We start from the raw sequence: 12,847 nt of genomic DNA, 5'->3' as shown, positions 1-12,847 counted from the left end.
GTGATTGCCGTAAAACAATTTCATTTGCTCTGAAATGCCCTAAATCCGGTGGGTTAAGCACTTTTTGATATTTGCTTTCTCAAATCGTTATTCCTTTGAGGAACTACTCATTCCAATTCGTAATTTCATTCGTTCTCCTGCGCTCCCTATAGTCGTGTTATCTGAATGTTTAGCAAAATAGCGGTATTGCAAAGGAACGGTTATGGACCAAAAACGACTCACCCACCTGCGGCAGCTGGAAGCGGAAAGCATCCATATCATTCGCGAGGTGGCCGCCGAATTTTCTAATCCGGTGATGATGTATTCCATCGGTAAAGATTCCAGCGTCATGCTGCATCTGGCGCGTAAAGCGTTTTATCCAGGTACGTTGCCGTTTCCGCTGCTGCACGTTGATACCGGCTGGAAGTTTCGTGAGATGTACGAATTCCGCGATCGCACCGCGAAGGCCTACGGCTGTGAACTGCTGGTGCATAAAAACCCGGAAGGGGTGGCGATGGGGATTAACCCGTTCGTTCACGGCAGCGCTAAACACACCGATATTATGAAAACCGAAGGGTTGAAACAGGCGTTGGATAAATATGGCTTTGACGCCGCGTTCGGTGGCGCGCGCCGCGACGAAGAGAAGTCGCGCGCCAAAGAGCGTATTTACTCCTTCCGCGACCGCTTTCACCGCTGGGACCCGAAAAACCAGCGCCCGGAGCTATGGCACAACTACAACGGGCAGATTAACAAAGGCGAAAGCATCCGCGTTTTCCCGCTCTCTAACTGGACCGAGCAGGATATCTGGCAGTACATCTGGCTGGAAAATATCGAGATCGTGCCGCTGTACCTGGCCGCTGAGCGCCCGGTGCTGGAGCGCGACGGCATGCTGATGATGATCGATGACGATCGTATTGACCTGCAACCCGGCGAGGTGATCAAAAAACGCATGGTGCGTTTCCGTACCCTCGGCTGCTGGCCGCTCACGGGGGCGGTGGAATCCAGCGCTCAGACGCTGCCGGAAATTATTGAAGAGATGCTGGTCTCGACCACCAGTGAACGTCAGGGGCGCGTGATTGACCGCGACCAGGCGGGCTCAATGGAGCTGAAGAAACGTCAGGGGTATTTCTAAGGAGCCGCCATGAACACCACACTTGCACAACAAATCGCTAATGAAGGCGGCGTCGAAGCCTGGATGGTGGCCCAGCAACACAAAAGCCTGCTGCGTTTCCTGACCTGCGGCAGCGTCGATGACGGTAAAAGCACGCTGATTGGCCGACTGCTGCACGATACGCGTCAGATTTATGAAGATCAGCTCTCGTCGCTGCATAACGACAGTAAGCGTCATGGCACCCAGGGTGAAAAACTCGATCTGGCGCTGCTGGTCGACGGGTTGCAGGCTGAGCGCGAGCAGGGAATTACCATTGATGTGGCGTACCGCTATTTCTCGACCGAGAAACGCAAATTTATTATTGCCGACACGCCAGGGCACGAGCAGTACACGCGTAACATGGCGACCGGCGCATCGACCTGCGATCTGGCGATCCTGCTGATCGACGCCCGCAAAGGCGTGCTGGATCAGACCCGCCGCCACAGTTTCATCTCTACGCTGCTGGGCATCAAGCACCTGGTGGTGGCGATCAACAAGATGGATCTGGTGGGGTTCAGCGAGGAGACGTTCGCCCGTATTCGCGAAGATTACCTGACGTTTGCCGGGCAGTTGCCGGGGAACCTGGACATCCGCTTTGTGCCGCTCTCTGCGCTGGAAGGGGATAACGTCGCGACCCAGAGCGCCAGTATGCCGTGGTACAACGGCCCGACGCTGCTGGAAGTGCTGGAGACGGTTGAGATCCAGCGGGTTGTCGACACCCAGCCGATGCGCTTCCCGGTACAGTATGTGAACCGTCCGAACCTCGATTTCCGTGGTTATGCCGGAACGCTGGCCTCCGGCAGCGTGAAGGTCGGGCAGCGTGTCAAAGTTCTGCCGTCCGGCGTTGAATCCAACGTGGCGCGCATCGTCACCTTTGATGGCGATCTGCAAGAGGCGCACGCCGGTGAAGCGATTACGCTGGTGCTGAAAGATGAAATCGACATCAGCCGTGGCGATCTGTTGCTGGATGCAGGCGAAAACCTGCCAGCTGTACAGAGCGCCGCCGTTGATGTGGTATGGATGGCGGAACAACCGCTGTCGGCCGGGCAGAGTTATGACATCAAGATTGCCGGTAAAAAGACCCGTGCGCGCGTTGATGCCATTCGCCATCAGGTTGATATCAACAACCTGACCCAGCGCGAGGTGGAAAGCCTGCCGTTGAACGGTATCGGCCTGGTCGAACTGACTTTTGACGAACCGTTAGTGCTGGATACATACCAGCAGAACCCGGTCACTGGCGGGTTAATCATCATCGACCGGCTGTCCAACGTGACCGTTGGCGCGGGGCTGGTACGTGAGCCTATTGAGCACACCGCCGCGACGCCTTCCGGGTTCAGCGATTTTGAGCTGGAACTGAACGCGCTGATCCGTCGCCACTTCCCGCACTGGGGCGCGCGTGATTTGCTGGGAGGCAAGTAATGGCGCTGCATGACGAAAACGTCGTCTGGCATGCCCATGCGGTAACGCGCGAAGATCGTGAAGCGCTGCATGGGCATAAAGGGGCAGTGGTCTGGTTTACGGGACTTTCCGGTTCAGGGAAATCAACGATTGCAGGCGCGCTGGAAGAGGCCCTGCATAAGCTGGGCATCAGCACCTGGTTGCTGGATGGCGATAATGTCCGTCACGGCCTGTGCAGCGATCTTGGCTTTAGCGACGCAGACCGTAAAGAGAATATCCGCCGGGTGGGGGAGGTTGCGAACCTGATGGTGGATGCCGGGCTGGTGGTGCTGACGGCGTTTATTTCGCCGCATCGCGCGGAGCGGCAGATGGTGCGCGAGCGCATCGGGGAGGGGCGGTTTATCGAGGTTTTTGTCGATACGCCGCTGGCAACCTGTGAAGCGCGCGATCCTAAAGGGCTGTACAAGAAGGCCAGGGCGGGTGAGCTGCGTAATTTCACCGGCATTGATTCGGTATATGAAACGCCTGAATCGCCTGAAGTTCATCTGGATGGTGAACAATTAGTAACAAATTTGGTTGCCCAATTATTAGATCTACTGAGACAGGGCGATATTATCAGATCCTGAGACACCGCCGGGCTTGTATGCCCGGTGAGTCAAGGTTACAGGATTCGATATGCGTAATAGCCATAACATTATTATCACAAGGTCAGATGCCCTCACGACCGACGACGACACAACCTGGTCACTGCCGGGCGCCGTGGTCGGTTTTGCCTCGTGGCTGCTGGCGTTGGGAATTCCCTTTCTCATCTATGGCCCTAACACGCTGTTTTTCTTCCTCTATACCTGGCCCTTCTTCCTGGCGCTCATGCCCGTTGCGGTTGTGGTCGGCGTGGCCCTGCATTCAATCATGAGCGGCAAACTGTTCTACAGCATTACGGCTACGCTATTAACGGTAGGCGCGATGTTTGGCGCGCTCTTCATGTGGCTGTTGGGGTAGGTCAGCCCTCCCTTTTCATGACGGGCGAGAGTGGCCATAATTCAAACCGTAACCAACAATAAGATTATGTTCTCCCTGCACGAGATATGCGGATCGGCGGATAAATGTGGTACATTTGCCCGCGTTGTCGCGGCATTCCCGCCTCAGAGTAGAGTCTCTGGGAAAGTTATGGGATGATGGTGCCGTTTTTCAGGGGGCAGGATGGGTAAACTAACGCTGCTGCTGCTGACTTTACTGGTCTGGTTGCAGTATTCGCTGTGGTTCGGTAAGAACGGCATACATGACTACAGCCGCGTCAACGATGATGTGGCTGCGCAGCAAGCTACGAATGCGAAACTTAAAGCGCGTAACGATCAGCTTTTCGCCGAAATTGACGATCTCAATGGCGGCCAGGAAGCGATCGAGGAGCGCGCGCGTAATGAACTCAGCATGACCAAACCGGGCGAAACTTTTTACCGTCTGGTGCCTGACGCGTCTAAACGTGCTCAGGCTGCGGGGCAAACTAATCGATAAATCAGCCCAGGAAATGACATGGCAGCCACTTTATTGGACGTTTGCGCTGTGGTACCGGCTGCCGGATTTGGCCGCCGAATGCAAACGGAATGTCCTAAGCAATATCTCTCTATTGGCAATAAAACCATTCTTGAACACTCGGTGCATGCGCTGCTGGCGCATCCCCGGGTGACGCGCGTCGTTATCGCAATCAGCCCTGGCGACAGCCGCTTCGCCGAACTTCCTCTGGCGCAACATCCGCAGGTCACCGTCGTGGACGGGGGTGACGAACGCGCCGATTCCGTACTGGCAGGCTTACGGGCGGCCGGTGACGCGCAGTGGGTGCTGGTGCATGACGCCGCCCGGCCTTGTCTGCATCAGGATGACCTGGCGCGCCTGCTCTCGCTTAGCGAAACCAGCCGCACGGGCGGAATCCTCGCCGCTCCGGTACGCGACACCATGAAACGCGCCGAGCCGGGTAAAACCGCTATTGCGCATACCGTAGAGCGTACCGACCTGTGGCACGCGTTAACGCCGCAATTCTTCCCACGCGAGCTGCTGCACGATTGCCTGAGCCGTGCGCTGAACGAAGGCGCGACCATTACCGATGAGGCGTCCGCGCTGGAGTATTGCGGTTTTCATCCCCAACTGGTTGAAGGCCGGGCTGATAATATAAAAGTCACCCGCCCGGAAGATCTGGCGCTTGCGGAATTTTATCTGACCCGAACAATCTAGACACAAAATCATTCAGGCTGCATCGAGGCGGCAACTGAGTGCATCCCCAGGAGCTTACATAAGTAAGTGACTGGGGTGAACAAAGGCAGCCAACAAAGAGGCAGCTTGAAGGATGATGTGTATATCAGGAGAATGCATAATGCGAATCGGACACGGTTTTGACGTACACGCTTTTGGCGGAGAAGGCCCAATTATCATTGGTGGCGTGCGCATCCCGTATGACAAAGGGCTGCTGGCGCATTCTGATGGCGACGTGGCGCTGCATGCGCTGACCGATGCGCTGCTCGGCGCGGCGGCGCTTGGCGATATCGGCAAACTTTTCCCGGATACCGATCCGGCCTTTAAAGGCGCGGACAGCCGCGAATTGCTGCGGGAAGCATGGCGACGCATTCAGGCCAAAGGCTATACCCTTGGTAACGTGGACGTGACCATTATCGCCCAGGCGCCGAAGATGCTGCCGCATATCCCGCAAATGCGCGTGTTTATCGCGGAAGATCTTGGTTGTCATATGGATGATGTCAACGTCAAGGCGACCACCACGGAGAGACTCGGGTTCACCGGGCGTGGGGAAGGGATTGCCTGCGAAGCGGTGGCGCTACTGATTAAGGCCGCGAAATGACCGAGTTTGAAAACCTGACGTACCTCCACGGAAAGCCGCAGGGCGCCGGGCTGCTTAAAGCGAACCCGGAAGATTTTGTGGTGGTTGAAGATTTAGGTTTTGAGCCAGATGGCGAAGGCGAACATATTCTGGTTCGCATTCTGAAAAACGGTTGTAACACCCGTTTTGTGGCCGATGCGCTGGCGAAATTCCTTAAAATTCATGCCCGTGAAGTGAGCTTTGCCGGGCAGAAAGACAAGCATGCCGTCACTGAACAGTGGCTGTGCGCGCGCGTGCCGGGCAAAGAGATGCCAGACCTGAGCGCATTCCAGATTGAAGGCTGTAAAGTGCTGGAGTACGCGCGTCACAAACGTAAGCTGCGTTTAGGCGCGCTGAAGGGCAACGCGTTTACGCTGGTGCTGCGTGAAGTCAGCCATCGTGATGATGTCGAAGCCCGGCTACAGGCCATCAATACGCGCGGCGTACCAAACTATTTTGGCGCGCAGCGATTCGGCATTGGCGGCAGCAACCTGCAAGGCGCGCTGCGCTGGGCGCAAAGCAATGCGCCGGTGCGCGATCGCAATAAACGCAGTTTTTGGTTGTCGGCGGCCCGCAGTGCGTTGTTTAATCAGATCGTCAACGAACGCGTGAAAAAACCAGACTTTAATCAAGTTGTTGATGGCGATGCGCTACAATTAGCGGGGCGCGGGAGCTGGTTTGTGGCCACGCAGGAAGAACAGGCGGAATTGCAGCGTCGCGTTGACGAAAAAGAACTGATGATTACGGCGGCGCTTCCCGGTAGCGGCGAGTGGGGAACCCTGCGCGACGCGCTGGCGTTTGAAGAGGCTGCCATTGCGGATGAGAGCGAACTGCAATCGTTACTGCTACGCGAAAAGGTTGACGCGGCGCGCAGGGCGATGCTGCTCTATCCGCAACAATTACGCTGGAACTGGTGGGATGACGTCACCGTTGAGCTGCGCTTCTGGCTACCGGCAGGCAGTTTCGCCACCAGCGTCGTAAGGGAACTGATTAACACAATGGGTGATTATGCGCATATTGCTGAGTAACGATGATGGGGTCCACGCGCCCGGTATACAAACGCTGGCGAAAGCGCTGCGTGAGTTTGCTGACGTACAGGTCGTCGCCCCGGATCGTAACCGCAGTGGCGCGTCAAACTCGCTGACGCTGGAATCCTCGCTTCGTACCTTTACCTTTGATAACGGCGATATCGCCGTGCAGATGGGCACGCCGACCGACTGCGTCTACTTGGGCGTGAACGCGCTGATGCGTCCGCGCCCGGATATTGTGGTTTCAGGCATTAACGCGGGCCCTAATCTGGGCGATGATGTCATCTATTCCGGGACCGTCGCCGCAGCGATGGAGGGCCGTCACCTGGGTTTTCCCGCGCTGGCGGTATCGCTTGACGGCCATCAGCACTATGAGACGGCGGCAGCGGTAACCTGCTCTATTTTGCGTGCATTACGTCGGGAGCCGCTGCGTACCGGACGCATTCTGAATATCAATGTCCCGGATCTGCCGCTGGATCAAATCAAAGGCATTCGCGTAACCCGCTGCGGCAGCCGCCATCCGGCCGATCAGGTTATTCCACAGCAGGACCCGCGCGGCAACACGCTGTACTGGATCGGCCCGCCGGGAGGCAAATGCGACGCCGGGCCGGACACCGATTTTGCGGCGGTGGATGAGGGCTATGTCTCCGTTACCCCGCTGCATGTGGATTTAACGGCGTATAGCGCGCATGATGTGGTTTCGGACTGGTTAGACAGCGTGGGAGTTGACGCGCAATGGTAAGCAGACGCGTACACACTCTTCTTGAACAATTGCGCGCTCAGGGCATCAAAGATGAGCAAGTGCTGGATGCGCTTGCCGCCGTCCCGCGTGAAAAATTCATTGATGAAGCGTTTGAACATAAAGCCTGGGACAATATCGCTTTGCCGATTGGCCAGGGGCAGACCATTTCGCAGCCCTATATGGTGGCGCGAATGACAGAATTGCTTGAGCTGACGCCGCAATCCAGAGTGCTGGAGATCGGCACTGGCTCCGGGTATCAGACGGCGATTCTCGCGCATCTGGTACAGCATGTGTGCTCGGTGGAGCGCATTAAAGGGCTGCAATGGCAGGCGCGTCGTCGCCTGAAACAGCTTGATTTACACAATGTTTCAACTCGTCATGGCGATGGATGGCAAGGTTGGCAGGCTCGCGCCCCGTTTGACGCCATCATCGTGACGGCAGCTCCGCCGGAAATTCCGACGGCGTTAATGACGCAACTGGATGAAGGCGGGATTCTCGTTTTACCCGTGGGTGAGGAGCATCAGTTCTTGAAACGGGTGCGTCGCCGGGGAGGCGAATTTATTATCGATACCGTGGAGGCCGTCCGCTTTGTGCCTTTAGTGAAAGGCGAACTCGCTTAAGCATCCTTTAATACCCGGATTTTTCCTGGTTATTTTATAAAGGGTAAGCGTATTGTGGGGACGTTTCCAGCGTCCAGGCCGATGCCTTGCACGGTTATTACGTCACTGGTTGTTAACCAAATTTTTCCTGGGGGATAAATGAGCGCGGGAAGCCCAAAATTCACCGTTAGCCGCATTGCGGCATTGTCGCTGGTTTCGCTATGGCTGGCAGGTTGTTCCAATTCTTCGAATCCTCCTGCGCCGGTAAGCTCAGTTAATGGTAATGCCCCGTCGAGCACCAGCTCCGGGATGCTGATCACACCGCCGCCCAAAATGGGGACAACGGCGCAACAAACGCCGCAGATTCAGCCCGTGCAGCCTGTTCAACCGGTTGCCCAGTCCCGGCAGATCCAGCCGGTCGCTGAGCAGCCTGTGCAAATGGAAAATGGCCGTATCGTGTACAACCGCCAGTATGGGAACATTCCGAAAGGCAGCTACACCGGCGGCAGCACATACACCGTTAAAAAAGGCGACACGCTTTTTTATATCGCCTGGATCACCGGGAACGATTTCCGCGACCTTGCTCAGCGTAACAACGTTCCGGCCCCATACGGCCTGAATGTGGGGCAAACGCTCCAGGTCGGCAATGCCTCAGGCACGCCAATTACCGGCGGCAACGCGATTACGCAGGCGGATGCAGTAGAGCAAGGAGTTGTGACCAAACCTGCACAAAATTCCACCGTTGTAGTTGCGTCGAAACCGACAATTACGTATTCTGAGGATTCAGGTGAACAAAGTGCTAATAAAATGTTGCCGAACAACAAGCCTGCTGGGACCGTGGTCACAGCGCCTGTAACGGCACCAACAGCGAGCACAACCGAACCGACTGCAAGCAGTACGTCAACCAGTTCGCCAATCTCCACATGGCGCTGGCCGACTGAGGGCAAAGTGATCGAAAACTTCGCGGCTACCGAAGGTGGCAACAAAGGGATCGACATTGCAGGCAGTAAAGGACAGGCTATTGTCGCGACCGCAGATGGACGCGTCGTATATGCCGGTAACGCGCTGCGCGGTTACGGTAATCTTATTATCATCAAACACAACGATGATTACCTGAGTGCCTACGCCCATAACGATACGATGCTGGTCCGGGAACAACAAGAAGTTAAGGCGGGGCAAAAAATCGCTACCATGGGTAGCACCGGAACCAGTTCTACACGCTTGCATTTTGAAATTCGTTACAAGGGGAAATCCGTAAACCCGCTGCGCTATTTACCGCAGCGATAATTCGGCGGAACCAGGCTTGCACTTGCTAGTTCCGTCCAGGGATCACGGGTAGGAGCCACCTTATGAGTCAGAATACGCTGAAAGTTCATGATTTAAATGAAGACGCGGAATTTGATGAGAACGGAGTAGAGGCTTTTGACGAAAAAGCCTTGAGTGAAGAGGAACCCAGTGATAACGACCTGGCTGAAGAGGAGCTGTTATCGCAAGGGGCCACACAGCGTGTGTTGGACGCGACTCAGCTTTACCTTGGTGAGATTGGTTATTCGCCACTGTTAACGGCCGAAGAAGAAGTTTATTTTGCGCGTCGCGCACTGCGTGGAGATGTTGCCTCTCGCCGTCGCATGATTGAGAGTAACTTGCGTCTGGTGGTAAAAATTGCCCGCCGTTATGGCAATCGTGGACTGGCGTTGCTGGACCTGATTGAAGAGGGCAATCTGGGGCTTATCCGTGCCGTCGAGAAGTTTGACCCTGAACGTGGGTTCCGTTTCTCAACATACGCTACCTGGTGGATTCGCCAGACGATCGAACGGGCCATTATGAACCAAACCCGTACGATTCGACTGCCGATTCACATTGTTAAAGAGCTGAACGTCTATCTGCGTACCGCACGAGAGTTGTCGCATAAACTGGACCACGAACCGAGCGCGGAAGAGATAGCAGAGCAACTGGATAAGCCGGTTGATGACGTCAGCCGTATGCTTCGTCTCAACGAGCGCATAACCTCGGTAGACACCCCGTTGGGTGGTGATTCCGAAAAAGCGTTGCTGGATATCCTGGCCGATGAAAAAGAGAACGGCCCGGAAGACACCACGCAAGATGATGATATGAAACAGAGTATCGTCAAATGGCTGTTCGAACTGAACGCCAAACAGCGTGAAGTGCTGGCACGTCGTTTCGGTCTGCTGGGGTATGAAGCGGCGACACTGGAAGATGTGGGGCGTGAAATTGGTCTCACCCGTGAACGTGTTCGTCAGATTCAGGTTGAAGGCCTGCGTCGTCTGCGCGAAATTTTGCAGACTCAGGGGCTGAATATCGAAGCGCTGTTCCGTGAGTAAGTGATTATTCGTCAAAAAAAGGCCAGTCGTGAGACTGGCCTTTTTCTTTGGCCGTCAGTTCGTAGGCCAGATAAGGCGTAGCCGTCATCCGGCACTTATTGCCCGATGGCGCTTTGCTTATCGGGCCGACAAAAATATCCCAGGCTGACTTTACCCCATCATCTTACGCACCAGCTGCGTGAACTGTTTGCGCTCATCGTCGCTCAGGCGCCCTAAAAATTCATCATCCACACGATCCCCCAACGGCATGGCGCTGGTCAGCAGCGTTTCTCCTTCGCCAGTAAGATAAACAAAGCGGCGGCGTTTATCTTGTGGATCGCTTTCCCGCGTCACCAGTCCCCGGCTTTCCATTCGGCTTAGCATCTCCGCCAGCGTCGCTTTTGTACTGACCGCCGCCTCCATTAGGGCAATCTGCTCAATGCCTGGATGCTCAGCAATAGCGCGCATTACCGCATACTGTGGCTTGGTCAGTTCCGGTAATTCGTGCTGCCAGCGGGCCGTATGCTGTTGAAAAAGCTGACGTAACAGATGAAACGCTGTGTTTCGTAACTCCATGTGCGCTCCTGGCAAAATATCTGTTGCTATCATAACGGGTTGTAGCAATTTTTATAATGCTCAATCTTTTAGCTCTCCGTGCGGCTATGGGGAATGAAGCTTGTCCAGGTATTCCGGGTAGCGTATTTTATCTAAAACGTTCGTATACGAACAAAATGGAGTGATGGATGAGACTGATTGTGGGGATGACCGGCGCAACGGGGGCGCCGCTAGGCATTGCGCTGCTACAGGCGCTGCGGCAAATGCCGACAGTAGAAACACACCTGGTAATGTCTAAGTGGGCCAAAACGACCATTGAGCTGGAAACGCCTTACAGTGCGCGTGATGTTGCCGGACTGGCTGATTACTGCCATAACCCGGCGGATCAGGCGGCGACGATCTCTTCCGGCTCATTTCGCACCGACGGCATGATCATTATTCCTTGCAGTATGAAAACGCTGGCGGGGATTCGCGCAGGATATGCCGAGGGGTTAGTTGGCCGTGCCGCCGACGTGGTGCTGAAAGAAGGGCGCAAACTGGTGCTGGTGCCGCGTGAAATGCCGCTCAGCACGATTCATCTGGAAAACATGCTCGCCCTTTCCCGCATGGGGGTCGCGATGGTGCCGCCCATGCCTGCTTTCTACAACCATCCGCAAACTATTGATGATATTACGCAGCATATTGTGGCGCGTGTGCTGGATCAGTTTGGTCTGGAGCATCCGCGTGCCCGGCGCTGGCAGGGGTTGCAGCAGGCGCAGAATTTTTCACAGGAGAATGAATAATGGCATTTGATGACTTACGCAGCTTTTTGCAGGCGCTCGACGAGCAGGGGCAACTGCTAAAAATCAGTGAAGAAGTGAATGCAGAGCCGGATCTGGCTGCTGCGGCTAACGCAACCGGGCGCATTGGCGACGGCGCGCCCGCGCTGTGGTTCGATAATATCCGTGGCTTCACGGATGCGCGCGTGGCGATGAACACCATTGGTTCCTGGCAGAACCATGCCATCTCTTTAGGCTTGCCGCCCAATACGCCAGTAAAAAAGCAAATTGATGAATTTATCCGCCGCTGGGACACGTTCCCCGTCGCCCCCGAGCGCCGAGCCAACCCGGCGTGGGCGGAAAACACCGTTGATGGCGAGGCGATCAACCTGTTTGATATTCTGCCGCTGTTTCGCCTCAACGATGGCGATGGCGGCTTCTATCTGGATAAAGCCTGTGTCGTCTCCCGCGATCCGCTCGACCCGGATCACTTCGGCAAGCAGAATGTGGGTATCTACCGGATGGAAGTGAAAGGCAAGCGCAAGCTGGGCCTGCAACCGGTGCCAATGCACGATATCGCGCTGCATCTGCATAAGGCGGAAGAGCGTGGCGAAGATCTGCCGATTGCTATTACGCTCGGTAACGATCCGATCATTACTCTGATGGGCGCCACGCCGCTGAAATACGATCAGTCTGAGTATGAAATGGCGGGCGCGCTGCGCGAAAGCCCATACCCGATCGCCACCGCGCCGCTGACCGGCTTTGATGTGCCGTGGGGTTCAGAAGTGATCCTTGAAGGGGTGATCGAAAGCCGTAAGCGTGAAATTGAAGGGCCGTTTGGCGAGTTTACCGGCCACTATTCTGGTGGGCGCAATATGACGGTAGTGCGCATCGACAAAGTGTCTTATCGCACTAAACCGATTTTTGAATCGCTCTATCTGGGGATGCCGTGGACTGAAATTGACTACCTGATGGGGCCAGCGACCTGTGTGCCGCTGTATCAGCAGTTGAAAGCGGAATTCCCGGAAGTGCAGGCGGTTAACGCCATGTATACCCACGGTCTGCTGGCGATTATCTCGACCAAAAAACGCTACGGCGGATTTGCCCGCGCAGTCGGCCTGCGGGCAATGACCACGCCGCATGGTCTGGGCTATGTGAAGATGGTGATTATGGTTGATGAGGATGTCGATCCGTTCAACCTGCCACAGGTGATGTGGGCGCTGTCGTCGAAGGTCAACCCGGCAGGCGATCTGGTGCAACTGCCGAACATGTCGGTACTGGAACTGGACCCAGGCTCAAGCCCGGCGGGGATCACTGACAAACTGATCATCGACGCCACAACGCCGGTTGCGCCGGATAATCGCGGCCACTACAGCCAGCCGGTATGTGATTTACCGGAAACCAAAGCCTGGGCTGAAAAGCTGACTGCCATGCTGGCCAACCGTAAATAAGGA

General features: G+C 55.6%; 15 protein-coding genes. 14 read left to right on the top strand and 1 reads right to left on the bottom strand.

All coding sequences use genetic code 11. The annotated features are described in order from the left end of the window. Positions 1-202 precede the first annotated feature (202 nt). From cysD to rpoS, 12 genes are all read left to right on the top strand, one after another. On the top strand, positions 203-1,111 hold the full coding sequence (cysD, locus tag OGV67_RS02225) for a sulfate adenylyltransferase subunit CysD (RefSeq protein WP_012134868.1): 909 nt from the start codon (positions 203-205) through the stop codon (positions 1,109-1,111). Between the two features lie 9 nt (positions 1,112-1,120). Beyond that, complete coding sequence (gene cysN, locus OGV67_RS02220) at positions 1,121-2,548, top strand: sulfate adenylyltransferase subunit CysN (RefSeq protein WP_047461627.1); 1,428 nt, start codon at positions 1,121-1,123, stop codon at positions 2,546-2,548. Next, positions 2,548-3,153, top strand: a complete 606-nt coding sequence (cysC, locus tag OGV67_RS02215; RefSeq protein WP_012134866.1) for an adenylyl-sulfate kinase — start codon at positions 2,548-2,550, stop codon at positions 3,151-3,153. The genes cysN and cysC overlap by 1 nt, the downstream gene beginning before the upstream one ends. A gap of 49 nt (positions 3,154-3,202) precedes the next feature. Further along, positions 3,203-3,526, top strand: coding sequence for a DUF3561 family protein (locus OGV67_RS02210; RefSeq protein WP_110493889.1), 324 nt, complete (start codon positions 3,203-3,205; stop codon positions 3,524-3,526). 201 nt (positions 3,527-3,727) lie between these two features. After that, a complete protein-coding gene (gene ftsB, locus OGV67_RS02205; protein ID WP_012134864.1) occupies positions 3,728-4,039 on the top strand; it encodes a cell division protein FtsB in 312 nt (103 codons plus the stop codon). 18 nt (positions 4,040-4,057) lie between these two features. Continuing rightward, entirely contained in the window at positions 4,058-4,753 is a 696-nt protein-coding gene (gene ispD / locus OGV67_RS02200; RefSeq protein ID WP_058668016.1) for a 2-C-methyl-D-erythritol 4-phosphate cytidylyltransferase, read from the top strand. 139 nt (positions 4,754-4,892) lie between these two features. Beyond that, a complete protein-coding gene (gene ispF, locus OGV67_RS02195; RefSeq protein WP_114848667.1) occupies positions 4,893-5,372 on the top strand; it encodes a 2-C-methyl-D-erythritol 2,4-cyclodiphosphate synthase in 480 nt (159 codons plus the stop codon). Beyond that, positions 5,369-6,418 (top strand): tRNA pseudouridine(13) synthase TruD, encoded by a 1,050-nt coding sequence (gene truD, locus OGV67_RS02190; protein WP_114848666.1) that lies wholly within the window; start codon positions 5,369-5,371, stop codon positions 6,416-6,418. Before ispF ends, truD begins: the two co-directional genes overlap by 4 nt. Then, complete coding sequence (surE, locus tag OGV67_RS02185; protein ID WP_012134860.1) at positions 6,399-7,160, top strand: 5'/3'-nucleotidase SurE; 762 nt, start codon at positions 6,399-6,401, stop codon at positions 7,158-7,160. Before truD ends, surE begins: the two co-directional genes overlap by 20 nt. Beyond that, complete coding sequence (pcm, locus tag OGV67_RS02180) at positions 7,154-7,780, top strand: protein-L-isoaspartate O-methyltransferase (RefSeq protein ID WP_012134859.1); 627 nt, start codon at positions 7,154-7,156, stop codon at positions 7,778-7,780. The genes surE and pcm overlap by 7 nt, the downstream gene beginning before the upstream one ends. Before the next feature lie 138 nt (positions 7,781-7,918). Further along, positions 7,919-9,046, top strand: a complete 1,128-nt coding sequence (gene nlpD, locus OGV67_RS02175; protein ID WP_024130899.1) for a murein hydrolase activator NlpD — start codon at positions 7,919-7,921, stop codon at positions 9,044-9,046. Positions 9,047-9,108: 62 nt separating this feature from the next. Further along, entirely contained in the window at positions 9,109-10,101 is a 993-nt protein-coding gene (gene rpoS, locus OGV67_RS02170; RefSeq protein WP_000081498.1) for an RNA polymerase sigma factor RpoS, read from the top strand. 150 nt (positions 10,102-10,251) lie between these two features. Here rpoS and OGV67_RS02165 read toward each other — a convergent pair whose 3' ends face one another. Then, positions 10,252-10,656, bottom strand: coding sequence for a MarR family winged helix-turn-helix transcriptional regulator (locus OGV67_RS02165; RefSeq protein ID WP_049010284.1), 405 nt, complete (start codon positions 10,654-10,656; stop codon positions 10,252-10,254). A 167-nt stretch (positions 10,657-10,823) separates the two neighbouring features. Here OGV67_RS02165 and OGV67_RS02160 point away from each other — a divergent pair, with 167 nt between their 5' ends. Both OGV67_RS02160 and OGV67_RS02155 read left to right on the top strand, forming a co-directional pair. Next, positions 10,824-11,417, top strand: a complete 594-nt coding sequence (locus OGV67_RS02160; protein ID WP_071257924.1) for a non-oxidative hydroxyarylic acid decarboxylases subunit B — start codon at positions 10,824-10,826, stop codon at positions 11,415-11,417. Next, entirely contained in the window at positions 11,417-12,844 is a 1,428-nt protein-coding gene (locus OGV67_RS02155; protein WP_110493893.1) for a non-oxidative hydroxyarylic acid decarboxylases subunit C, read from the top strand. Before OGV67_RS02160 ends, OGV67_RS02155 begins: the two co-directional genes overlap by 1 nt. Positions 12,845-12,847 lie beyond the last annotated feature (3 nt).

It is taken from the genome of Citrobacter sp. CK188 (assembly GCF_030333525.1).
GTDB classification, from domain to species: Bacteria; Pseudomonadota; Gammaproteobacteria; order Enterobacterales; family Enterobacteriaceae; genus Citrobacter_B; species Citrobacter_B koseri.
This window is presented reverse-complemented; position numbering and strand designations above follow the sequence as displayed.